Here is a 21,908-nt window from a genome sequence, read left to right on the forward strand (position 1 = left end):
CTGACCATGATGGTCTTCCACTTATTTCATCAATTCTGGGATGCAAATTACATGATGCTATCCAAATCAGATTACATGATGTTTCTCAGGCACCCCGCCTGGCTATGGATCAAGAAGCACGCCAAGCATCTGTTGCCGCCGATTGACCCCTCATTGCAGGCGCGCTTTGACGAGGGGCACGCGTTTGAGCCCTACGCGGAGGCGCTATTTGGTGATCTCGTCCACCTCGGTTTTTCAGATTTTTCAGAATACCAGGCTCTGCCCGCGCGTACTTTGGAGGTTTGGAAAGATGGTGCAAACGCCGTGGCACAGGGACGCTATGAAGATGGAACCATAACTTGCATCTCCGACATCGTGAGCCGCAGCGGCGATGAGTACGTTCTGACAGAGATCAAGAGCGCGACATCTGCAAAACCCGAGCACACTTTTGATCTCGCTTTCCAGCGTGTCGTGCTTGAGGCAGCCGGGTTCCCCATTGCGCGATGCGAAGTCGCACATGTGAACCGTGATTACATCAGAAATGGCGAAATCAATCCGCAAGAGCTTGTCAGCATCACTGACATCACGGATGCGGTGACTGAGCAGCTCGAAAAAACACGCACGCGTATCGATCAGGCATTGAGCGTCGTTGCCAGCGGTACGATGCCTGATCCGTCCCCCGAACGTGCGCGCCTTAAATCCTACGGTGAATGGCTGGAGATCCGCGAGAAGCTAGACCCTCCAATCGCGCCGGACAGCATCCACCGCCTTCCGTTCATGAATGCGGAAAAAGCCTCAGAACTCATCGCAGACGGGATCACAAAGATTGACGAGATCAGCGATCCATCTGTATTGGGCAAGTCGACGCAACGCTACTTGAGAGCCACGGCGAATGGTGGGCGCACAATCGATCATCAGGAGTTGAGCAGGTTTCTGAGCGAGATTGTCTATCCGGTTTATTATTTTGACTACGAGACGTCTCAGAGTTTGGTGCCACCCTGGGACGGAACGCGTCCCTATCAGCAAGTGGCTTTCCAGTATTCCTTGCATATCCAGCATGAGCCTGGCGGAGAAATTGAGCACAGGGAGTATCTCCACCGAGACGCCAGTAACCCGATGCCAGCCTTGCTGAAAAGGCTTCGTGAGGACATAGGAGACGTTGGCTCTTTAGTGGTTTGGTATGCGCCGTTCGAGAAATCGCGCAATACGGAAATGGCGGAGACTTATCCAGAGCACGCAGAGTTTCTGGAAGGTCTAAATGCACGGGTTGTAGATCTTATGGAGCCGTTTGCGGATGAAGTGATCAACGATCCCGCGTTCAAGGGAAGCGCCTCTATCAAGGCCGTCCTTCCAGCGTTTTTGCTAGAAATTTCATACGATGATCTGGACATCAGAGAGGGGGCGAGCGCGTCTCGCCTTTGGAAGGACGTAACACTGACCGAACCGGATGATTCAGCGCGCGAGAAGGTCTATTCTGATCTTGTGGCGTATTGCACGCGCGACACCTGGGCGATGGTCGCAATTCATCGGGAATTGCTGGCGATGTGAGGTGTGCTGCGAACCTCAAAACAACTGGCGGTGCTGCTCCCCTAGGAAACTAGGCGATTTGCCGGAGTTATGGCGCCCCCAACACTTAATCTTGCCAATACAACCGATACAAGACGTGGTGACCGCGTAGACCTTTCAGGAGTCTGGGTTCTATTTCAGAAAATGAGAAATCGGTTCGTCCTCCGACCATGGCGCGAGTCGCATCTGAAACAAGTATCTCGCCCGCCGCACCAACGGTCGTTATGCGTGACGCTTTATTGACCACCGTACCGAAAAAATCTCCACGAGATTGCACGACATCACCAGTATGAATCCCAATCCGAACACCGAAGGATGGCTCCGCGGATGCCGATGCAATGGCCCCCTGAATCTTAATAGCGGCCGTTAGTGCTTCTTTCGCGGACGGAAAGACGGACAACGTTCCGTCTCCAAGGGATTTCACGAACTGGCCATGATACTTTTCAATGATCGCCGCCAAGATTTGGAAGTGGTTTTCGATCAGCACCGACCAACGCTGATCGCCCAACGCCTCCGCCAACGTTGTACTGCCCTCTACATCAGTGAAAAGTACTGAAGCCAAACCTTCGGTTTGGATCAGATCGGGTCCATCTTCACGCGCAGCATCAACCAGTTTTTGGATGGCCAGCTGTTCTTTACCCACGAGTTCAATATTTGGAGTTGGCACTGAAGCGTGGCGATTGATGATCTTCCAGGCTGCTCCCTCCAGGACAAAAATCAGAACTGTGCGGTAGAAGACGGCTTCATCAAAGCCGACAAACTGAATCTTGTGGACGAAGGATGACCATCCCGTTTCTCCGTTTTCGAAGGCCTCAGCTTCAACTTCTTCGAAAACGACGGGTGCCGGGATCTCCGCAAAAAATCCGCTAACCCCATCGCGAACTGCTTGCCCGCTCCAGAACTCACCTTCGCCTGTCCCAACGAACCTTAGTTCATCTGCTTTCGACAAAAAATCCTGCAACTCGTCAGTATTCTTCTTTGTTCTGAGTATTTCATACCAACGCCTCGAAACTGCCAGCAATTCAGGTGAGGAACGTATCATCACAAATTACTCGAGACGCTAAATGGAATGAGACTTACAAGGTCTTGCAACCGGTATCTCCATTTTTCGAAAGATGCAGGTCAATGCTGCCGCTGAGGTTTGGTCAGATCAAGACTTTTGTATTTCTCCAGAACGGAGCGCATCAGACGCAGATAAAAAGACGCGCGTCGGTTCAGAGCGAACTATCGACGGAGTTTCTGAGTTCGATTCCGGATTACAGGGTATCGAATCGCTTCGCTGTCTGAGAGCTACTCGACGCTGTACTGACCAGCAAAATAACATGCATCAGTGTATCGGGCACACGCTAAGCTAGAAGGTTCCCAGAACTACGCGGTGAATTTCTAAGTACAGCACGCTCCGTCTTGACATGGTTATGCGAACTGGTTCAGCTTGCGGTCATGACGTTCACACGCATCCACTGCCATCGAATATCGGCCTGAGGTCGATAACCCACGCAAAATCCGTGGGAGGCAGCATTGGTATGCGGGCGAGGCTTATATCCTTGTAATTGCTCCAGATTAGAGTGCACGAGTCGGTTCGATTCCGACGCCTCCTACCATCCTCAGGAGGTGTCTGACATGGCGGGCGACGTCACGAACGCAATTGATTTCAAAGACATCAAACAATCGGTCGAGGAGAGCCTCGGACGCACACCCGAAGGCTGGTCCGGCTTGCCAGATCTCGAGAGGGGTCTTCCATCTCAACAAGACCAAGTTCTGGAGAATGTGACTGATGGATGATGTCGAAAAGAACTGGAAGGAATTCCGGGAAAAGGTTCGAGGTGTGATCGAGGACCATGGAGCTCCAAATGATCTCCGCTCATTTGACGCCTGGTACGCCGAAGACATGCGTTTGGTGATGGCGCACAACTACCCAGCTCCGCGCGTCTCTGACGTCACATGGTCGACCGAGTTTCTGCATGTCGAGTGTGATGACCGCGAAGTGGTCGACCGTATGATGATTGCTATGGCGGAGGTTTCACACGATCTCAAAGAGGCGCGCGCCCGGAGGTCAGTGATGAGCAGTGTTGTCGACTGGAACGATATTCATGGAAGCGTCTTCAAGCAGCTTGGTGAGCATCGTGCCGGGTGGGCGGAGCAGCTTACGCTTGCACTTGAGAAAGTGAAGAGGTTGATCGACGAGCAGCCCGACCTGTTTGGTGATGAACGCCCGTCCATCGTTCAGATCAAACAGAAATGGGGAGGCTTGCGCGTCTATGAGGGCCCGGGCTGCAACCAGGCTACGAGTGAAGAGATTCAATGGCGTGTCGATCAGATTGAGCAAACCTGTGAAGGTTGTTCTAATTCTGCCCAACGTCAGAACGTCCTTGGGTTTGTGACGACGCTTTGCAGCTGGTGCTACAATGATGCTCTGCGGCGGCGATTTGAGGGCGCCGAAGAATCCTGGCCCGACAGCCTGAGGCTGGACATTGTGGAAAACTATCCAGACCTCGTTTCTCCGGATTGCGCATCTCTTGTTCCTGCTGTCGGAAAGGGCTGGCTCGTCATGATTTCGCAAGCACTCCACAAGCTTTTCTTCAGTCAGGATTTCAGGGCACTGGACCCTCGAACTATCCAGATCTCGGATATTAAGAAAGGCCAGGATGGCAAGATTTCCATCGGTTTCAGTCGTTACCACGATCTCATTCAGGAGTACGCTGACTGGATGGAATTTCGATGCGGTGTGACGTGTGAAGAGTGTGGCCACGTTGGTGACATCGTTCGGACAGCCGACGGGTCTCAAGTGCTCTGTTCTCACTGTTACTGTACTCGGGAGAAGTCTGATGGGTGATGACGACGACGTTGAGCTGGATGAACAAACCTTGCGTTTGCTTAGGCTTCGGGAGGCTGAAATTGCGGCCGGTCGAGCAACACTAACCAAGTCGATTACCTCGGATGAGATCCGGTCGCGAAAGGTGCCTGATCCGAAGGGTGAGCCAGATGCGTGACGAGACTTCAGAAGAGGAAATCCCAATTTTCGTAGTCTGCGAGACTTTGGTGAACGGCAAACTTCGAGAGATTGAAGGAAAAGAGATCACTGTAAAACCGAACAAGATCTTAGTCTTGACGATCAGTGTCGAGGATGTTGAGCGATGACAGATGATTTTTCAGAAGACGAGATCTTCGGGCGCCCGTTACAGGATGTTCCTCTGGATGACTTGATCGCAGAGTTGCAAGCTCGTCGCAAAGAGGGTCCGGAGGTCTGGCTTGCATTGCGCAAAATGATTTTCGAGCAAATCGCCGATTTTGCACAGCGTCCGGCCGATGCGCCCAAATGGCGGGATGAATGGGTCAAAGAGAACACCTGGGATCTAGTGACTGACGACGATGATGTCGAGATCACTGATGGTAGCGGCAACGTGTTCGACGACCTCGGGATCGAAGACCCAAGGAAGAAGACTTGGTGATGGGGGCGGAGCATATCAGCTTGATCTTATCCGCCGTGATCATTGTCGCGTTGACGACCTACGTCAGACACATCGTCCACACTGCTGGAAAAGATCGAGAAGTCGATCCAGAGCGAGTTCAAAGGATAATGCGAGATCTAGACTACAGCCACCTGGACCGAGTGATGAACCGGCGAAGGAAGAGGTAGCGGGATGTTGAAGGTGGTTGTCTATGTTGGTGATCAAGAGGTCGCCCGAGCTGTGGCTGAGAACGCTTCAGATCTGGCTGACGTGTCTAATTACGATATCCGCATGAATGAGAGGGCATCTGAACAGCTCGGTGTTGAAGAACGAGGCCTTGGCGGCAGAATCGAAGACCACCCACGAAATCAAACTGTTTGGTCGCTTGTTCGCAAGATGGCAGACCTTTGGCTTGCAGGGACTGGTGCTGGTGAAGAAAGCGCTCAGGCAAAGCTGCTGCCGTTGATCCGTGAGTCCATTCGCGAACCAGACGAGAGGATCGAAAAGGCATCGAACCAGAATGACGATTGGAATGCTGTGATCAAACAGATTTCTGATGACGAGCCGTATTCCCTGGGCTTCTACGCTGACAAATTTGAGTCGTGGACAGCGGACGAGATTGAAGCTCTTCGATGTGATGTGGTTGAAACAGCTACAGAGGAGGAACTACTGGCCGAGATCGAACGCCGGCGAAGAGCTGGTCTACTGCCCAAGGGGACCTCGAATGATGGCTTCTCAGATCTGGTTGATGATCTCTGGGGCAAACTCGATACAGACCCAGACCGCTAGTACAGTTACCTGCCGCCATTACCCAATATTTTACATACGAAGTCTTATATGGCGACTGTCGTTGTAGTAGTGCGCGCTTCTTCTAAGCGCCTCTCCTGCTAGGAACCAAAGCGCCCCGGACAAGCATTTCGCCAACACTGCTCTGCGGAACCATGTACTACCAGTCTCTACGATGAGCATGGTTGACCGCAACCAGCCTGAAGCAGGCATTCACAATCACGCTTTTCAGTTTTGCACCAAGCCATTCACTAGGACATGCGCGACGTCCAGGAAATCATGTTGTCTGCTGTAAACGACTGAATTGGGCTCGGTGCCATCGTTGTCTGCTGTTAGCATGATTGGCCGCACGCAGCCCAAAGCCGACACTCGAAACTAGACTTTTCAACTCCCTAGTTGCGAACGAAGTGATCGTTGGCCGATTGCCGCTGTCGGCTAATTCTTAAGGCGTTCCCAAACCAAAATACCCCTTCCTTCCTTTCCCCCGAACACGACCTCTTCCGCCGTCAATTCCAGTAGCTCGCCGATTGACGCCATGGTTCGCAATTTGTCCTGCCCAGCCCAAGATGCTTCGGTCGAAGCATGAACTCGGTGCCGAACGACTTCGCCTTCAATTGACCAATCACCGCAGTACGAGAAGTAGCTTGGGTAGTCACGTGAGTTGGTTCCCTCAACATGGGTGTCGGGGTTCCATAAGTGAGCCGACATGAACCCATCGCCCGCGTAGACGATGCGGCCTTGCGGGTTGTCGCCGTAGGGTTGGAGAGTGGAGCCGTCGTCAAACTCCGCGACGAAACTCTTCAATACCCATGTCCCGATGATCGAAACGTTCGCGCTCATACTGACAAGGCTAACCCAGCAAATGGCTGCCCGGCAACGGCTGGTTGAACTTAGAACTGCCGCTACCTGCGGTCAGCATCATTGGCCGCTCGCAGCCCAATTTGGACCTTCGCAACCAACCTTATCGGTTTCGGGTATACCAATGGAGCTGACTTTTGCCCGGGACTACACCTGATACCAGTTTTCGACGTCTCGGACGACTTCCTGGACTGTGAAAGCAGCCTCTACCTCTGCGACAGCACGTTGCACTTCGTTTGGGCTTGCACTGAGTTCCATGATGTTCGCATTCAGGTCATGGGCTGACCCGGCATCTGAATAAATCGTATCGACCGCAATTCTGACGGCGTTTCGGTGTTGCAGCAGGTGCTCAAAAAATCGGACATAGATCGCCTCCTCATACGGAGAATGGGTGTCAACCTTAGAGACTAAGCCCAATTCAACAGCCTTGGCGCATGTTAGGCGCCAGGCCAGTTCCATTGTCGGTGGAGGCGCATCTCTGGCCTCATCAGGATGTTTTGGGTTCGCAAACGTTGACCTTCGGATGGCTTCGAGATCGGCACGCAAGCTTTTTGTGGGAACAGGATAGATGAATGTGGTTTCCTCGGATGCTAAGGTTGGTTCAACCTGATCCGGCTGCACCTGGATGAACTCGGAAAACCTGTTTCCGATGATAGGGACTTCACCGACAATCATGTCTGTGGGGTCGGTATTCTCTACCAGCCATCGCGCCAGGGCTCTCCGCCCCCACAATCCAGCGGCCCTTCGTACCAACGGATGAGTTCCATCTGAAACATCTGGATAACTCTCGAGTATGTCTTCGGTCTGAAACGCCGCGAGCCCCGTGTCCCAACGCATGATATGCACACGACGTCCCAAGGAGATCGCAATGGATATCTGCTGACGCAACAGGAACGACTTTCCAGATGCTGGTAGTCCGGTGAAGAAAACCATGCGACAACGACGTGCAGCGTCGGTCAAGTGTTTTCCAATCTCAGAGTCCGCGAAACTGTCGATAGAAATTGCGAATCTCCTAATTCGGTGTCGGCCACAGGTCTAAACGGCAATCGGGCTTTGCTGCCCAAAAACCGTTTCCAGAACGTGACCCTAAAAACTAACTTAGCAATACCAGGTGCAATATTGCTGACACGCGCTCCAATGCCGCCTGATCAGTCAGTTGCGAAGCAATAAAACAGGCCCGCCCCGCCAGAACGTGGCAGATGTTCCTCCCCGCAACCGCGCGAGCCGTGCGATGAGTTCCAGGACAACATGTTTCGAGCATCGTTGAGACCTACACGGTCATGGTGCCCAACAATCGCAGACCCGTCTTCACTATTCGAAGTCCAGTTGCTGCACGTCGTATCGCCACCTGCCGTCGAAAAGTGTCCTGCGGAATCGGAGCCTGTCAGAATGTCATGTTTGTTCGGCTGACTGCCACGCCCATTGACAGGGTTACCATTCTCGTCGAGCGCGGTTTGAAGATTGATATTCACACCGTCACTGTGCAGGTCTTCAACATTGTTGGCGATAAGCTCTCCATCGGCATTATACCAAGGGCCCGACCCGATCCGGTCGCGCGCAGAAATGCCATTGGTGATTGTCATCGGGTCGGTGCTGCGATCAATGGACATTGAGGTGCTCAGGTAAGCTGCAAAGGATTTGGAAGAACCGGCCGCAGAAGAAAGCGCATTGCAGTGAGCATCGGCGCCTTCTAGCCCGCCCAGATTGGCGCCGTCCCCCTTACCCACACTGGTTATGAAAAATGACATCTCCTCACTCGCCGATTGAGCCTGTGCAGCCATTGCGAAACAGCAGATTACGAGTGCAGCAACCCTATGGGCAGTTGTTCTATTAGTGAACTTCGACATGTGTGTCTCCCTTCGTGCTGAGTAATCACTGATGCTAGTCGTATGCTCTGATTGGGTCCACGGAATAGCGCTCACGATTTGTAGAATACAGCAGCGAAGCCTGCCAAACACGTGATTACTGAATATCGGCTGGCACAAACTTTGTGGCGGACTTTTGTTACCTCCGCAGCAACAAGAAAATTTAGTTCGTCCGACATTTTCGCCGCTGGGTCTGCGAGCGCCCGGTTTGAGGAGCACTCTTTCGCTGCGCTGGGATTGAACGCCTAAAACGCGGATACCTATGACTTATTGCACATACGCGTCTAAGATAAGTCCATGGTCTCACCCTCAAAGCCAAAGAGTGGCCATGTTCGAGAAAGGAGCAACCAAAATGTTGTTTGCTGATGCGCTGGAGAAAGCTTCTTCGTATGCTGCTGCGTGGAGTTCCAACGATCCGGCACAGGTAGCAGCACATTTCGCAGAAGACGGGGCGGCTCGGCTCAATTCCGGCGCGGCGATACAAGGTCGGGAAGCAATTGCTTCGGATTACGCAGCCCCGTTCTTCCGCGATTTCCCTGGTTCTTCCGTGTTGCTGCATGATTTTCGTTTATCAGGGAACCACGCTCTCTTTACCGGTATGCTCGTCGGTCCCGGAAGGCGTGAAAATTCTCCTGTTCGCCTGTTGGGCTGGGAGGAGTGGACCCTCGACGACAATGGCTTGATACAGTTGTCTTTGGTTTGGTTCGACCGCGACGACCATGCCAGACAGGGCGGCGGTACTTTCTCATAGTGATATCGCCACGCAAAGCGGGCATTGTAGCATCTGAAAGGCGCGGCAAAGCTGATCCTTAGCAAACGAAAACTCGTTTACGTATTTGGTCTAACTATGCTGAATACACTCGCAGCCAACTGTGACAGGTGCAGTACCTCCTACCAAATGCGTACCCAATTGCGATTGAAGTGAGATGGCAGGTGGGTTCCTATGGCATTCGTTGCCGAGGTGGTCACACAGTCTTCTGCACCTACTGCGGTAGGCGCAAGTGTTTGGGTATATATTGTTCCTCGCAGGTGACGGGTTTTCCGACGCTTTCAAAGCGATACCCAGTAGCGTGGAAGCAAATGCGACCGCCGCGGCGGTCATTCAGCCCGATGGTCCAGGCAAATTCGGAATAATCTATTCCGTGGATCCGAACTGGTTCTCTGGACCGGGTAATCCGGTCGATTGGCAGCGGTGTAACGGTCGATTTCGGAAACGAAAAGGAAACGAACAGATCGGAAACGCCCTCGAAACACAGATTGACCTGGGAAACGGAAAAACTGAATTGCTCGTTGTCCTGCCTGATCCACTCCTCAATGTGGTCGATATCGAGTATTAGTTCGCTCACCCAGTCATTGTTGTCTGGGTCAGGCGAAACCAATTTTAGGGCATAAATGGAATTGTCGTGGAATTCATGACTGACGTCCTGAAAGAGCCTCTGTCCGTTATCCATTGCAATCACTCGAATCCGAATTGTTGCTGACACGCTCGATTTCGGGGTTTCAGCCAGTTTAATATGTCACCATGCCAAAGGTAACGACAACAACGGAAGCTCTTGCAACTCAGATCATTGCTGCATTTGACGGCCTTGATCCACCTGCTGATGATGAACTGCTTCACCCCGAATGTATGGATGACGTGGATATTCTTGAATTCTACGGCGGGGTCAAATGGCATGAGATGACCGGTAAAATGATCGTATACAGTTACGCTGCCCCCACGGCTTTCAGCCCCAAAGCCTTTCAGTACTACTTGCCCGCGTATCTGATATGGACTCTGCGAAATTCAGACAGCCCGGAATATGCCAGTGAAAGCATTCTTCGGGCACTCGACCCCGGCACATCGAAAGAATTGCTGCACGAGTTCCGGAAGTCCAAGTTCAACCAATTGACGCCTGCACAGAAGGAGGTCGTGTTGAGGTTTCTGTACCATTTCAGCGACCACCCTAATCTTGGTGAATTTGCACAAGCCGCATTGATTAACTACTGGATAGAATAAGGCATGTGGTTACCGGTTTGATGATATCTACGTATTTGATGTGGGTCTTCGCAGCGCTTTTTGTCGTAACCGGTTTGCCGTTGGCATTGACTGAGGATGAGCAATGGCAACGGCTATGGGGGGGATCCAGTGCGCTGTCTCTTGGCCTTTTTGCTTTATCGATGGCAGCAGATGGTTTGCTTAGAGGCCAGATTAGAATTCACTTTTCGATTATCCGCCGCTCCAGCCAGTCGCGTTTGTTCTTCAGCGCCATAGCATTGGTGTTCGCAGCCGGCGCCGGAGTCATCATTGCTGTTGTTTGGGCGATTTTCTTTAAGGATTGGTAAGATTTGCCCAGCACGGTGTGACTTAAGAACCCATAGGCCAATTTAGACTGAACGAATACGACCGTTGCGATTTTGTTGGTTTGTCAATTTTCCCTGTTTTCGAACCAGTCGAACACCATAGTACCCCACTCCATTGAGAAGGAAGTATTGTAGCCTACAGCATTGCACATTCAGCGGGTGCAGACGGAAAAGCCCTAAACCGATCACCCGAGTGGAGCACATGGATGACGGAAGGGTCGGCATAACCTCCGGATGTTTACAACAATCAAAACGGGTAAATTGGGCTCAGTGTTGCCGTTCTCCGCAGCAAGCATGATTGGCTGGTCCCAGCCCGAAGCAGACATTCAAAACAAGGCTTTGCAATACCAGCTTCGCGGACGAAGCGGACAGCCGAGCAAGTCCCGTCTTCCACTCCGCGCAGCTTGGACCTTCCGAGCTGCTGCACCAAAAACAAATGAGTTACACTAAATGGTCTTTAGGTATTCAAGTAGGGCAGACCGTTCTTTATCGCTTAATTCGTCACTGTAGGTGTGGCCCTGATTACCGTAGCCTCTCAACGTGGTGTCATAGATCAGCCTTCGCCTATCTGGGTCTGATTCACTTTCTTGCCCGGCTGAAAGGACTTCAAAGCGCCAGCCCATCGTTTGGGGATCGTAATTTCGTGGATCGAACAGGTGCCGCCAGTATTTCGGCCTCAAGTCGCTAAGGAGTAAAGCCTCCATATTTGGCACTGAACCGTTGTGTAGATAGGGTGCCGTGGCCCAGATCCCATCGAGTGGAGGTGCTATATAGCCAGGTGCAGGGTTGGCACTTTCAGTATCTCCGAAAGGAGAACGTGCCACCCAGGCGTAGAACCGGTCTCGCGATCCATCCGTCGCCTCAGTTGCATATGCGGGGTCAGTTCCAATTTCGGAAACCGGATAGACGCGATTTGGAAAGGTCTCATTTGCCCCGTATGTACCGTGGCAAGCGCTGCACTCACGAAGAAAAATACCCTCTCCGTCAGCTGCCAGCTCTGCATCGACAGGATACGGGAAGGCTGGAGCCGCCAATGAGGCAATGAAGGCACGAATGTCAGGCGCATAGGCGACGATGTCTGCAACATCTTCAGTGCCATCAATGCACAGCATTGACGCCAGGAGCATGAAGCGCGCGTGGTCGCCCCGACCGATTGTCGTATAGAACATCGCGTTCTTCTTGCTCATTCCCCACCAAGGCGGAACACTGATTGGCAGCGGGTCTTGCGGTGGCGGGTCAATAAGCGGTGTCTCTGACCACTTCAGCGTTTCAGGATTGAGCCTGGACATGAGTGCCCAGGTCAGGTTGGTCGCCGGGTTTACACCAATCGTTTTTGTTTGGACGTAAGGCGCAATACCGTCGATGCGGTCAGCCCAGTGCTCCCAGGCTTTCGTTTCGGCAGCTCCACGAACGTAATTTCCTGTTTGGAGAACCAGCCTGCTCGGATCGCGCGTGAAGTCCCCAAATTCGTTTCCCAGACCGATGATGATCTCATCGTTGAGGCGTCCGGCATGGCACGTCAGGCAATTATTGGAGATTACCTCGACCCCATCTTCGTTCACATGCGAGGTGAGTGCATAAGACAGTTCAGCGTTCCGACCCTCACGCCCCGGAAGACGTTCGTTTTCGGCGGTTTCGGGATTCAGGCGGCGATAAGCGTTATACGGAATACCACAGCTGACGTAGGGAGCGTTTAGAAGAGCGTGACGGCCTGCATCGACGTCACCAGGGCGCTGCACCGAAGGCGGAACTGGTCCTGTCGGAGAGCGGAACTGGCTCGTGTCAGAGGCTGTTTCCCGGTCGTCAAAAGCTGCGTAGAGCCAGAACGCTCCGGCGGCGAAAGCGCCCAACAGTACGGCGACGCCGCCGATTGCTACTCCTCCTCTAATCACTGTTCATATCCTGTCAGTTGCAGCGTCCCAAATCCGGAGACCGCTTCCTGGGCGCGATTTCCCCTGACCCGCACGATACCGCTCCAGAACGGGACGGAAAAATCAAGCACCTGGGCGTCAAACAAGGGCTCAATCGTTATGTCCAGATCGGGGCCTTCAAGTTGCCATTCGATTGGATATTCGACCCCGGTATAGGGAGATTGCCAAGTTCGAAAAGCCGTCATTTTAATGGTCCCCACGTCCAAGGAAATGACTTCACCATTGGGTTCAAATATAGCGCCGTTAACGGACGCTGCGCCTCTTCCATCGATCCTCCGTGAGCGCACTGCCGAGATCTCGGCTCCATCCTCAAGTTGAAGCTGCAAACGATCCCATGCGACCGGTCCTGCACCTGGCACCGGAAGCTCACCCCATAAATGATCGTACCATGCGGTTCCTGTGACCCTTTTCTTTCCCTGTCCTTGATCAACGGTTCCATCAACGGTCAGACGCGTGATTGAATAACCCACAAAAGGTGCGTCTGCGCCATCCGGTTCCAAGGCAACAGCCTGCTTCACCGGTCGCATATCAAACTCCACGACAGCCTTGTCGCTAATTGTCGCATAGAGCTTAAGCGTCGCCGGTGATCCGTCATCTGCGAAACTGAGGAACCAATTATCCATTCGAAGCTCCGCAGCATTCCAATCGAAACCCGAGATCCTGGGTATTCCCCGTCCGAACCGTTCCTCGCTCGCGACTTTCGCCGAGTTTGCGTCGAGAAGTGCGATGTGCACCCGTTCAAGCTGTCTGACGTCCCAAATTGAATCCTGCGGCGGTGACGTTGGAGGTACAATGCCAATGCGTAAGAACAAGAACTGGAAACCAAGTTCGTTGCCATCTTCATCGCTTAAATGAGTAAGTAGCTGCCAAGTCTCAGTGCGTGACTTAACATGGGCACCATGATCCTCGGGCAGCTCCAGTTTCCAATTTGAGGATGGCCGTTCGAAGCCTTCATCATCAGAGATGTTTGCCAACAGTGATGCGAAATCAGGCCCCCTAACGTCACTTGGAAAGGAACCCTCTGGCTGCTGGGTAGGCAGCGCTGAGTAAATTCCAACTCCGAACCCGATGGCTACAATAGCTGTAAGAAATAGCTTCCTCATCGCTGCGGTTCGCCTCCCTTAAAACTTCACACCCTCTATTGCTGGGCCCATCATCTCAATGATCACCATAGCATCTTCTTTTTGCTGGCATTTGTTTTTCTGCATTGAGGTTTACGGCTTCTAAGAGCCACCAACGGCCGATCATGGTTATCGCAGTGAACGGCAACTCTGACCCAGACCTACCACTCAAAATTAAAGGCATGCTGCACTGGTATTCGGCAAGTCCCAGCCCGAAGCGGACCTTCGCAACCAAGCTTTGCTAACTCCGAAATACACAACGAAACGGCCAGTTGCAGAGGTTGTATCGGCGGTGGCAACCAACCATTCATGTCGTCGACTAACATGTTCAACGTCGCACTACAACTTCTCCGAACTGATCCCACGAGGACCTAATCTTCGAAGCGTTCATTTGGCTCGACCACATTTACTTGCTTCGGAACTTGGTCGGTGTCATTCCGGTCTGACCTCGGAAAAAGCGAGTGAAATGGGACTTGTCAGAATAGCCGAGCATCAGTCCGATCTCTGCAATTGTCATCTGGTTTTGTTTGAGGTGCTCCTTGGCGACATCGATACGCAGCCGTTTGATTTCGCGCGGTAGCGTTGTGCCTTGTTTTTGAAGCGCTTTCAGAAACCGTTCCGGTTGTATTCCCAGCATTCCAGCCACCATCTCTGGTCCCAAATCGGTTTCATCCAGTTTGTCGCGTAAGACAGATCGCAAAGCTGCCACCACGGTTACTTCTTCATCTTGTCGAAGTGATGCTATGGGCTTGGCAGAACCCTCAGAGACGTGGTGCAAAAACAACCATTCCACAGGAAAACTAATTTGCATTCCGGGATCAGTCCCAAGGCCAACCTCGATCCCTTTGTAGTCGATAGGCAGCCCATTGATGTATCTGCTTTCCCATCGCACACGGGAAGAGTCCCAGGACTCTCCGACGACGGTCTGCAATAGGCGTACATAGATTGCGGCACCAAAACCGGTCACCTGAATGGGTGGGACGGTTGGTTCCTGTTGCCTCTCGATACGATAAGTCGCTTTGTCTGCTTCAATGACAAGGCTGTGCCGCACAGAATTGGACTCCTGCGGCACGAGCTCAACAAAGCGGGTAAAAAACTCGAACAGCGTTTTTGTAGATTGCAAGGCTTGAGCGAAGGGCGGCCATCCTTGTAGGTCAAACGCTTCCCCTACATTCAGTCCTAGGTATCGATCCCCTGATACTTCTGAGAAAGCATTTACCAAGCCGTAAACCAACTCGGAGTGAACGAACACGGATGGGTTAGTCATCAGTTCAGCTTTCAAGCCGACCTGATCCAATGCTGGTTGCGGATTGATCTTACGTTCGGTGAGATATTGCAGAAAGGGAGCGGCTAAAGAGAGGCGAACAAAGCCCTCGCTATGCTCTCGGGAGGTGGAGTTGAAAGGCAAGCTCATAACCCTTGTTGGATTAGCTTTAAGAAGTGGCCATTTTTGCAGTCACATTCGTACATCCTAATTCAAAAGGGGCAACCGAGCCAATGAATTCCAGACTATAGTTGGCAAAACATGAATATGAAGGGAGTACTTATGTCCGGCTTACGAATGTCTCTTTGCTCGACGGCAATTGTCGCGGCAGTTCTTTCTTTTTCGGCGACCGCGCAGGCTCAGGATCAAGAAGAACCCCAAACGCTGTTTACCAACGTGCATGTCTTCGACGGTGTGAATGAGCAACGCATTGAAAATGCCAGTGTTCTGGTCGAGGGCAATCTGATCAAGTCCGTCTCAACCGATGCCATTGATGCGCCGAGCGCGACGGTTATCGACGGCGGTGGGCGCACTCTGACACCGGGCTTTATAGAGAATCACGCGCACCTGATGCTCATGGGGCCATCGATTGCCGAGATGGAAACCAACTCGACCTGGGAGGATTTCGCCATCCACGGGACCCGGATGGCCGAAATGTACCTGATGCAGGGCTTCACGACCGTTCGCGATGCCGGGGGCGCTGGCGGCGGGCTGCGGCGCGCAATTGACGCCGGCCAGATCGTCGGCCCCCGCTTTTATCCTTCCGGGGCATTTCTCGGAACACGTGGTGGTCACGCCGATTTCGCATCCTTCACATCTCCGCCGGGTGGGGTGACCAACTTTGGGACTCTGAATATGGCCCAACAGGTCAACGGTGTTGACGAAATTTACATGTATGGCCGCAACAACCTGCGCATGGGTGCCACGCAATTGAAGTTCATGCAATCAGGTGGGGTGATTTCGGCATTCGATCCATGGCAGTTGCTCGCCGGTTCGAAAGAAGAGATCGAGGCCGCTGTTCAGGTTGCCAACGAGTACGGCACCTATGTCATGGCACATTCCTACCGCAAAGAAGCGATCATCAATGCCCTGAATGCAGGGGTCAGAACCATTGAACACGGATTTCACTTTGACTGCGAGATTTCTGCTTTGATGAAAGAAAAAGGAGCGTACATCACGACGAACATCACAGCATTTGATCCAGGCCTACTTGATGTTCCTTCCGTGAAAAACAACCCCAACAGTTTGAGGAAGGCCAAATCGGCCTCGGCGACCTTCGAAGCCTACATTCCAAGTATGAAGGAATGCCCGGCGCCGCGCGGTTTCCAAACCGATTGCGTCGGCTCGGTCGAAGCGTGCAACATCCAGATCGCCTACGAGAAACATCTGAATAACCATTTCTTCGGCCCCTATGCGTCGATGGTAACCCTAACTTCGGTAGGTGGCGAGATCGCGGCACTTAGCGGTGATTTCATGAACCCCTATCCGGAAGGCAAACTGGGTGTGATCGAAGAAGGCGCCTATGCCGACATCCTGCTGATAGACGGCAACCCCCTCGAAGACTTCTCTGTCGTTGGAACAGGCGATCAGTGGTTCGGTGCGGACCCGAGGCCGGACAGCCCGGAAACAATCCGCCTGATCATGAAGGACGGTGTGATCTACAAAAACACACTGGATTGACCAGATAAAGCAGCCGGAGAGCATTCATGCGAAATTGGTTTTGCTCCGCAGTATTCGCAGGGTTGGTTTTGTGCGGTTATGATGCTGCGGCGACGCCTGGAACCGCGTTGGACTGGGCAGATCTGCCAGATCCGTCTGCGCAGGTCTTTGATGACCCCTATCGTGAACTCAGCCCCGAACAGTTCGACGATGTTCTTTTCGTTGTGCGTATACGCGGCAGGTTGCAGCAGGAGGTTGGCAGCGCCGAAGAACGGCAGAAATGGCAATTGCTTTTAGCAGAGACCGAAGACGCCTTGGTGTCAGACGGAATTGACGTCGACTGGTTACTCGATCAGCGCGAGGTTGTGACTGAACGTCGAAGAAAGGCTGGAACGAGCGGAAACCCGCAATTCGACGGCAGAACAATCACACTCGCGGGCTTTGCCATTCCTGCTCCAAGCGATCCGGACGGCCGGCCTGTGGCGTATTTGGTGCCAGAAAGAGGGATGTGCAGCCACATGCCTCCACCTCCGCCTAACCAGATGATCCGTGTGCGGTTGAACGGGGACTGGGCGCCTAGCTATTTCCACGAACCCGTTCGGCTGACAGGCACGCTGACTATCGATCCTTCCGTTCATAATATGATGGTTGTGGATGGCCTCATGCCTATGAATGCGACTTTCCAGCTAGAGGCGGAACGTGTCGAAACTCTGGAAACCGAGGCAGACAGGTTGGAATGGAAGCAGCGTGCTGCTGATCGCATCCGCGCGGCAGGAAATCGCAAGACCGGTGGGGCACAGGCGTCAAAATGATAAGACTCCTGGTTGCCGCATTGAGCATTGCATTTGCTGGCGCAGCGTCGGCTCAGGGACTATCCGGGCCATCTTCAGTCGAAGCCGATCTTGCGCCCGGAGACGGGCTCACCGATCCGCAATATCGTTCCGATTTTCCACGCAACATCGCACCGGGTTGGTTTCAGTGGAAAGACCGACTGGCTGAGGGTGGTTTTCGGTTCAACATTGACTACCTGGCATTGGGCCAAACCACGGATGCTGATCTGGGAACCGGCGAAGCAGCCAGCGGAATTGCGCGGTTCTACGGCAGTTGGCAGGCAACTGAACGGGGGTCTCTGACATTCAAGATCGAAGACAGGCACAGTTATACTGACGTTGCTCCGCAATTTCTCGGGCTGGATGGCGGAGCCCTTTCAATCACGGGAACAGCCTTCAATGACAACGGTTTGCTTCTGACCAATTTGTTCTGGACCCAAAGGGCTGAGAATGGGTCGTGGGCGCTGCAAGTCGGCCAGATTGATGTAACGGACTTTGTGGATATCTACGGGTTGGTAAGCCCCTACAGTGGTTTTCAAAACCTGTCTTTCAATACCAACCCGACAATCAACACGCCCAACCAAGGCCTTGGTATTGCCGGTGGGGTAAAGCTGAGCGAGAACCTCTACGCCGTTGCCAGCGTATCAGACGCAAACGCCGACCCGTCCGATCCAAACTTTGATGTGTTTAGCGACGGCAATCTCTTCAAGTCGCTCGAACTTGGGTACACGTCCGGCTTTGATCGCATCTACTTCGACAATATCCGTCTGACCCTCTGGCATGCGGATGCGGCTGACGATGGCAGTCGAGCAGAAGATTACGGCGCAGCGTTTTCCGCCGCATGGTTTGTTGACAATAAATGGATGCCGTTCTTCCGTGCAGGGGCCTCGAAGGGAACCGCAGCGCTTTATGAACGGTCGATTTCTGCCGGTCTCGGTTACTATGGTCGCAACACCGATTTGGCCGGTCTGGGCCTAAACTGGGCCGAAGCAAGAGGCATAGATGGCGATCAGTTCACGCTTGAAGCTTTCTACCGCTTTTCAATCTCACCCGGACTGCAGATCACGCCATCGGTACAATTCATTTCCGACCCGCTTCTAAATCCCGATCAGGACCGGATTACCCTGTTCGGTCTAAGAACCCGGATCGTTTTCTAATGCGGGGTGAAGGCAGTCACTAAGGGGTGTGCCAAAGGGCAACTAAGAGAGATCAAGCGCGTGCCGGAATTTTCAACGCCGGTCGAATGAAGTTGGGAAGCAAAGGAACAATCTATGAAGATTGCATACGGAATTCTTGCAGCCTTAGCAGTTGTGTTTTTCATCCTTGGAGGCAGCGATGCCCATGCCAAAGACAACAAGGGTAAAAAGCCGAACAAGGGGGGCAAGAACGGTGATGTCAGCATTCAGATAGAAGACAAACCCGGCAAAGGCCCAAAAGCTGTACCACCTGGACAGATCAAGCGCTACACGCGCGGTGCCAAGCTCCCATCTGACCTGGAGTTCGAGGATATTGGGGACCTTTCCAAATGGAAGCTTGGGGAGCCGGGCAAAGGAAACCGCTACATTCTGGTCGATGACGAAGTCCTCGAAGTTACGAATGACCTGTCTACCGTGGTCGATGCCGTCGGCATCGTCGGTGATCTTCTAAATTAGGCGAAAGTACGATGTTTCAGGGCAAGAACTACCTCGTTTGCCCTGACGCTGGCCGGGGCGATCATTTGTGAACCCCGGCCCAAGTTCAAAACCCGGATCCGAGGCGCTACGATGATAAAGGCCCTTCTTGTTCTTTTTGCGCTTGCTACCTTTTCGTCAGCACGCGCCCTACTCGCTCAGGAAAACGGTGCAACTGAAGTCCCGCAAACAATACGCTTTGAGGGCTATGTATAGCCCAGTCGCGAAGCAGAACTGTCGCCTTTGGTGGACAATGTGGTCAACCGGACTTTGCAAAGTCTGCTTTCTGCGCATCGCTGACATTGGTGCTTTCAGCAACATCGGTTGGTTTGGGCTCGAAGCGGCCATTCTCCGCAGCTTGCATGTTTGGCAGGTCCAGCCCGAAGCAGGCATTCACAGTCAAGCTTTTCAGTTTTGCACCAAACCGTTCACTAGGACATGCGCGACGTTCAGGAAATCATGTTGTCTTTTCCAAGCAGCGTAATTTGCGTTACCAATAGACATGAATGGAGACCGCAGACTTTCCGCAGTACTCTCGGCAGATGTAGTAAACTACTCAGGCCAGATTAAGGCAGATGAAAATAGGACTCTCAGCGAACTTCGTGTTCTACGTCGAGAGTTATTTGATCCTTTGGTTAGCGATCATCGAGGTAATGTCGTTAAGAGGATGGGTGATGGATGGATAGTCGAGTTTAACTCGGTATCTGATGCAGTACGATGCGCCCTTGATCTTCAAAGCCAGGTGTCGACTCAGTCCTCATTGAAACTACGAGTGGGTGTGCATCTTGGAGATGTCGTATTCGACGAAGATGACATTTTCGGCGATGGCATCAATCTATCTGCACGTCTACAAGAGGCTTCCAACGAAGGGGCTGTGTTAATTTCAGATGTCGTCCATCGCAGCCTTGACGAGCGCCTCGCTGAGCAATTTTATCGCGCTGGAGAGCGACAGTTTAAGAACGCGCCGTCACCAATAGAAGTTTTCCAATGGTCGCCGCCAGGTTCTGCCCCACCGCGAGTAACTCCGGCTAGCCATACAAAGTCTCTGCTAATCGGCGTCTTACCTTTCGATAATCTTTCTTCTGACCCGGATCAGGAGTTTTTTGCAGATGGAATTACCGAAGAGATCATCACCACTTTATCAAAACTCCCGAATTTACTAGTCGTCGCGCGTAACTCTACATTCGTCTACAAAGGTCGCTCCGTTGACGTGAAACAGGTCGGTCTGGAGCAGGGTGTCGATCTTGTTCTTGAGGGAAGTGTCCGTCAAAGCGGTAACCGGGTGAGGATCACAGCACAGCTAATCGATGCAAAGTCCGGCATGCATATTTGGGCAGACCGCTATGATCGCCTCATTGAAGATGTATTCGAAGTTCAGGATGAAATCGCACTTAGGATTGCAACCGAGCTTCAAGTCGAACTGTTGGCGGGAGAAATGGCTCGTTTCAGAGGATCCGGCACAAATAACCTAGGCGCGTGGACCGCTCAACTAAAGGCCGTTGAGGCTTCGCGCAGAATTACCAGGGAAGCTCAGGCCGACGCTCGCCGATTTGCACAACAGGCAATTGCACTCGACCCGGGTTACTCGGCTCCGTATTGTACTTTGGGATTCATTTGCACTGTCGAAGCACGACATGGATTTGTTGCTGACCGGCGTGCCGCGCTAGCGGAGGCTCGTGACTGCGCTCAGCGGGCTCTGGAAATAGACAGCTACAACCCAGAGGCTCACGCTATTGCGGGTTTTGCGGATGCAATCGATGGCAAGCTGGTTTCGGCTATCGAGAAGTTCAACGAGGCACTAGCGCTGAATCCAAACCACGCTGACGTGGCTGCCAGACTGTCAATCACCCTAGCTTTCAATGGCCAGGCAAATGAAGCGATCCAAGTCGCACAACAAGCCATTACCCTGAACCCTCACTATCCAGGTTGGTATGCAGGCGTTCTGGGTTTAGCCCTTCGACTCGACGGTCAATACGAGGAAGCCAAGAAAGCATTCACCGAATATGGTCAAAGGGTTGAAGGCTTTGGTCACCTCGACCTCGTAATCGTCCATGTAGAGACGGAGAACCTTGAGGCCGCTCGCGATGAAGCACGGAATGTGATGAAATACCGCCCTCAGTTTTCCATATCGGACTGGGCGAATACTCAACTTTTCTCTGACAGAAAAAGGCTGGAGAAAGACTGTGCGTCATTGCGACTAGCCGGTTTGCCTGAATAGGAGCAAGGTTTCGCTGTAGCAGGATGGTTTGTGATGCAAACCAATCTCACACGTTTCCGATTTGGGTTCGTGATGGCCGTGCGCTTCTAGGCGCCTTGGCGGTAGGCCGCAGTCCAAACCCGGATACTCACAAATGGGCCCAGCAATTTCCCAGTAGCAGACGAAAGCTGCCCTTCGCGGTTAAGCAACCAAGTTGATAATTTTGGCCGATTATCCGTAGGAACTTGAAGCTTAATTTATTTGATCAAGCGGGCTTTATTAGTGTTTCCAGATATGCCCGAGTGTCGGCATCCCACGAGCTGGGGTCCTCTCCATGAGCGACCACCGCGTGCAGTTCCATGAGCTTCCAGACTTCGTCCTTGGTCGCTGCAA

23 protein-coding genes and 1 tRNA gene are annotated in these 21,908 nt (G+C 52.7%); 16 read left to right on the plus strand and 8 right to left on the minus strand.

Annotation, left to right across the window (positions count from 1 at the left end; genetic code table 11):
• Positions 1 to 51: 51 nt before the first annotated feature.
• Entirely contained in the window at positions 52 to 1,527 is a 1,476-nt protein-coding gene (locus GS630_RS21735) for a DUF2779 domain-containing protein (RefSeq protein WP_171712245.1), read from the plus strand.
• A gap of 85 nt (positions 1,528 to 1,612) precedes the next feature.
• Here GS630_RS21735 and GS630_RS21740 read toward each other — a convergent pair whose 3' ends face one another.
• The gene (locus tag GS630_RS21740) at positions 1,613 to 2,587 is read right to left on the minus strand and encodes an adenylate/guanylate cyclase domain-containing protein (RefSeq protein ID WP_171712247.1); all 975 of its coding nucleotides are present in this window, start codon (positions 2,585 to 2,587) and stop codon (positions 1,613 to 1,615) included.
• Positions 2,588 to 3,052: 465 nt separating this feature from the next.
• Between GS630_RS21740 and GS630_RS21745 the strand changes: the two genes are divergently transcribed.
• From GS630_RS21745 to GS630_RS21775, 7 genes are all read left to right on the plus strand, one after another.
• A tRNA-OTHER gene (locus GS630_RS21745) sits at positions 3,053 to 3,146 on the plus strand.
• 19 nt (positions 3,147 to 3,165) lie between these two features.
• Positions 3,166 to 3,327, plus strand: coding sequence for a hypothetical protein (locus GS630_RS21750; RefSeq protein ID WP_170517544.1), 162 nt, complete (start codon positions 3,166 to 3,168; stop codon positions 3,325 to 3,327).
• The gene (locus GS630_RS21755; RefSeq protein ID WP_171621220.1) at positions 3,320 to 4,378 is read left to right on the plus strand and encodes a hypothetical protein; all 1,059 of its coding nucleotides are present in this window, start codon (positions 3,320 to 3,322) and stop codon (positions 4,376 to 4,378) included. The genes GS630_RS21750 and GS630_RS21755 overlap by 8 nt, the downstream gene beginning before the upstream one ends.
• Entirely contained in the window at positions 4,371 to 4,535 is a 165-nt protein-coding gene (locus GS630_RS21760; protein ID WP_171621221.1) for a hypothetical protein, read from the plus strand. The genes GS630_RS21755 and GS630_RS21760 overlap by 8 nt, the downstream gene beginning before the upstream one ends.
• Complete coding sequence (locus GS630_RS21765; RefSeq protein ID WP_171621222.1) at positions 4,528 to 4,683, plus strand: hypothetical protein; 156 nt, start codon at positions 4,528 to 4,530, stop codon at positions 4,681 to 4,683. Before GS630_RS21760 ends, GS630_RS21765 begins: the two co-directional genes overlap by 8 nt.
• On the plus strand, positions 4,680 to 4,994 hold the full coding sequence (locus tag GS630_RS21770; protein WP_170517532.1) for a hypothetical protein: 315 nt from the start codon (positions 4,680 to 4,682) through the stop codon (positions 4,992 to 4,994). The genes GS630_RS21765 and GS630_RS21770 overlap by 4 nt, the downstream gene beginning before the upstream one ends.
• A 192-nt stretch (positions 4,995 to 5,186) precedes the next feature.
• Positions 5,187 to 5,783: a hypothetical protein gene (locus GS630_RS21775; RefSeq protein WP_170517529.1), complete on the plus strand. Its 597-nt coding sequence runs from the start codon at positions 5,187 to 5,189 to the stop codon at positions 5,781 to 5,783.
• A 432-nt stretch (positions 5,784 to 6,215) separates the two neighbouring features.
• Here the strand turns inward: GS630_RS21775 and GS630_RS21780 are convergent, their stop codons facing one another.
• From GS630_RS21780 to GS630_RS21790, 3 genes are all read right to left on the minus strand, one after another.
• Complete coding sequence (locus GS630_RS21780) at positions 6,216 to 6,620, minus strand: lipocalin-like domain-containing protein (protein ID WP_170517526.1); 405 nt, start codon at positions 6,618 to 6,620, stop codon at positions 6,216 to 6,218.
• A gap of 165 nt (positions 6,621 to 6,785) precedes the next feature.
• A complete protein-coding gene (locus tag GS630_RS21785; protein ID WP_170517523.1) occupies positions 6,786 to 7,598 on the minus strand; it encodes a hypothetical protein in 813 nt (270 codons plus the stop codon).
• A gap of 188 nt (positions 7,599 to 7,786) precedes the next feature.
• Positions 7,787 to 8,386 carry a hypothetical protein gene (locus GS630_RS21790; RefSeq protein ID WP_253285939.1) on the minus strand — a complete coding sequence of 200 codons (600 nt, stop codon included), beginning with the start codon at positions 8,384 to 8,386 and terminating at the stop codon, positions 7,787 to 7,789.
• Positions 8,387 to 8,831: 445 nt separating this feature from the next.
• Between GS630_RS21790 and GS630_RS21795 the strand changes: the two genes are divergently transcribed.
• Positions 8,832 to 9,254 (plus strand): nuclear transport factor 2 family protein, encoded by a 423-nt coding sequence (locus GS630_RS21795; protein ID WP_170517517.1) that lies wholly within the window; start codon positions 8,832 to 8,834, stop codon positions 9,252 to 9,254.
• 232 nt (positions 9,255 to 9,486) lie between these two features.
• Here the strand turns inward: GS630_RS21795 and GS630_RS21800 are convergent, their stop codons facing one another.
• Positions 9,487 to 9,954, minus strand: a complete 468-nt coding sequence (locus tag GS630_RS21800; RefSeq protein ID WP_170517514.1) for a hypothetical protein — start codon at positions 9,952 to 9,954, stop codon at positions 9,487 to 9,489.
• A gap of 71 nt (positions 9,955 to 10,025) precedes the next feature.
• On the opposite strand from GS630_RS21800, the gene GS630_RS21805 reads away from it, so the two are divergent.
• A complete protein-coding gene (locus tag GS630_RS21805) occupies positions 10,026 to 10,499 on the plus strand; it encodes a DUF6714 family protein (protein ID WP_170517511.1) in 474 nt (157 codons plus the stop codon).
• Between the two features lie 5 nt (positions 10,500 to 10,504).
• A complete protein-coding gene (locus GS630_RS21810; RefSeq protein ID WP_170817139.1) occupies positions 10,505 to 10,825 on the plus strand; it encodes a hypothetical protein in 321 nt (106 codons plus the stop codon).
• 464 nt (positions 10,826 to 11,289) lie between these two features.
• Here GS630_RS21810 and GS630_RS21815 read toward each other — a convergent pair whose 3' ends face one another.
• From GS630_RS21815 to GS630_RS21825, 3 genes are all read right to left on the minus strand, one after another.
• Positions 11,290 to 12,735, minus strand: a complete 1,446-nt coding sequence (locus GS630_RS21815; protein WP_216604519.1) for a hypothetical protein — start codon at positions 12,733 to 12,735, stop codon at positions 11,290 to 11,292.
• Positions 12,732 to 13,877, minus strand: a complete 1,146-nt coding sequence (locus GS630_RS21820) for a lipocalin family protein (RefSeq protein ID WP_171712249.1) — start codon at positions 13,875 to 13,877, stop codon at positions 12,732 to 12,734. The genes GS630_RS21815 and GS630_RS21820 overlap by 4 nt, the downstream gene beginning before the upstream one ends.
• A gap of 424 nt (positions 13,878 to 14,301) precedes the next feature.
• A complete protein-coding gene (locus GS630_RS21825) occupies positions 14,302 to 15,309 on the minus strand; it encodes an AraC family transcriptional regulator (RefSeq protein ID WP_170357373.1) in 1,008 nt (335 codons plus the stop codon).
• A 132-nt stretch (positions 15,310 to 15,441) separates the two neighbouring features.
• On the opposite strand from GS630_RS21825, the gene GS630_RS21830 reads away from it, so the two are divergent.
• The 5 genes from GS630_RS21830 (at position 15,442) to GS630_RS21850 (ending at position 21,536) form a co-directional block, all read left to right on the plus strand.
• Positions 15,442 to 16,839: an amidohydrolase family protein gene (locus GS630_RS21830; protein ID WP_170337131.1), complete on the plus strand. Its 1,398-nt coding sequence runs from the start codon at positions 15,442 to 15,444 to the stop codon at positions 16,837 to 16,839.
• 26 nt (positions 16,840 to 16,865) lie between these two features.
• The gene (locus GS630_RS21835; protein WP_170337125.1) at positions 16,866 to 17,630 is read left to right on the plus strand and encodes a DUF3299 domain-containing protein; all 765 of its coding nucleotides are present in this window, start codon (positions 16,866 to 16,868) and stop codon (positions 17,628 to 17,630) included.
• On the plus strand, positions 17,627 to 18,805 hold the full coding sequence (locus tag GS630_RS21840; RefSeq protein ID WP_171621557.1) for a carbohydrate porin: 1,179 nt from the start codon (positions 17,627 to 17,629) through the stop codon (positions 18,803 to 18,805). The genes GS630_RS21835 and GS630_RS21840 overlap by 4 nt, the downstream gene beginning before the upstream one ends.
• 114 nt (positions 18,806 to 18,919) lie before the next feature.
• Positions 18,920 to 19,300 (plus strand): hypothetical protein, encoded by a 381-nt coding sequence (locus GS630_RS21845; RefSeq protein ID WP_170337130.1) that lies wholly within the window; start codon positions 18,920 to 18,922, stop codon positions 19,298 to 19,300.
• 520 nt (positions 19,301 to 19,820) lie between these two features.
• Positions 19,821 to 21,536: an adenylate/guanylate cyclase domain-containing protein gene (locus GS630_RS21850; protein WP_253282942.1), complete on the plus strand. Its 1,716-nt coding sequence runs from the start codon at positions 19,821 to 19,823 to the stop codon at positions 21,534 to 21,536.
• The last annotated feature ends 372 nt before the right edge of the window (positions 21,537 to 21,908 follow it).

Source organism: Ruegeria sp. HKCCD7303, from assembly GCF_013111185.1.
GTDB lineage: Bacteria > Pseudomonadota > Alphaproteobacteria > Rhodobacterales > Rhodobacteraceae > Ruegeria.

What these genes read in the sequence shown, in the direction of transcription:
- GS630_RS21735 (WP_171712245.1), top strand. Translation starts at nt 52, where the DNA reads ATGATGCTATCCAAATCAGATTACATGATGTTTCTCAGGCACCCCGCC.
- GS630_RS21740 (WP_171712247.1), bottom strand. Translation starts at nt 2,587, where the DNA reads ATGATACGTTCCTCACCTGAATTGCTGGCAGTTTCGAGGCGTTGGTAT.
- GS630_RS21750 (WP_170517544.1), top strand. Translation starts at nt 3,166, where the DNA reads ATGGCGGGCGACGTCACGAACGCAATTGATTTCAAAGACATCAAACAA.
- GS630_RS21755 (WP_171621220.1), top strand. Translation starts at nt 3,320, where the DNA reads ATGGATGATGTCGAAAAGAACTGGAAGGAATTCCGGGAAAAGGTTCGA.
- GS630_RS21760 (WP_171621221.1), top strand. Translation starts at nt 4,371, where the DNA reads ATGGGTGATGACGACGACGTTGAGCTGGATGAACAAACCTTGCGTTTG.
- GS630_RS21765 (WP_171621222.1), top strand. Translation starts at nt 4,528, where the DNA reads ATGCGTGACGAGACTTCAGAAGAGGAAATCCCAATTTTCGTAGTCTGC.
- GS630_RS21770 (WP_170517532.1), top strand. Translation starts at nt 4,680, where the DNA reads ATGACAGATGATTTTTCAGAAGACGAGATCTTCGGGCGCCCGTTACAG.
- GS630_RS21775 (WP_170517529.1), top strand. Translation starts at nt 5,187, where the DNA reads ATGTTGAAGGTGGTTGTCTATGTTGGTGATCAAGAGGTCGCCCGAGCT.
- GS630_RS21780 (WP_170517526.1), bottom strand. Translation starts at nt 6,620, where the DNA reads ATGAGCGCGAACGTTTCGATCATCGGGACATGGGTATTGAAGAGTTTC.
- GS630_RS21790 (WP_253285939.1), bottom strand. Translation starts at nt 8,386, where the DNA reads ATGTCATTTTTCATAACCAGTGTGGGTAAGGGGGACGGCGCCAATCTG.
- GS630_RS21795 (WP_170517517.1), top strand. Translation starts at nt 8,832, where the DNA reads ATGTTCGAGAAAGGAGCAACCAAAATGTTGTTTGCTGATGCGCTGGAG.
- GS630_RS21800 (WP_170517514.1), bottom strand. Translation starts at nt 9,954, where the DNA reads ATGGATAACGGACAGAGGCTCTTTCAGGACGTCAGTCATGAATTCCAC.
- GS630_RS21805 (WP_170517511.1), top strand. Translation starts at nt 10,026, where the DNA reads ATGCCAAAGGTAACGACAACAACGGAAGCTCTTGCAACTCAGATCATT.
- GS630_RS21820 (WP_171712249.1), bottom strand. Translation starts at nt 13,877, where the DNA reads ATGAGGAAGCTATTTCTTACAGCTATTGTAGCCATCGGGTTCGGAGTT.
- GS630_RS21825 (WP_170357373.1), bottom strand. Translation starts at nt 15,309, where the DNA reads ATGAGCTTGCCTTTCAACTCCACCTCCCGAGAGCATAGCGAGGGCTTT.
- GS630_RS21830 (WP_170337131.1), top strand. Translation starts at nt 15,442, where the DNA reads ATGTCCGGCTTACGAATGTCTCTTTGCTCGACGGCAATTGTCGCGGCA.
- GS630_RS21835 (WP_170337125.1), top strand. Translation starts at nt 16,866, where the DNA reads ATGCGAAATTGGTTTTGCTCCGCAGTATTCGCAGGGTTGGTTTTGTGC.
- GS630_RS21840 (WP_171621557.1), top strand. Translation starts at nt 17,627, where the DNA reads ATGATAAGACTCCTGGTTGCCGCATTGAGCATTGCATTTGCTGGCGCA.
- GS630_RS21845 (WP_170337130.1), top strand. Translation starts at nt 18,920, where the DNA reads ATGAAGATTGCATACGGAATTCTTGCAGCCTTAGCAGTTGTGTTTTTC.
- GS630_RS21850 (WP_253282942.1), top strand. Translation starts at nt 19,821, where the DNA reads ATGAATGGAGACCGCAGACTTTCCGCAGTACTCTCGGCAGATGTAGTA.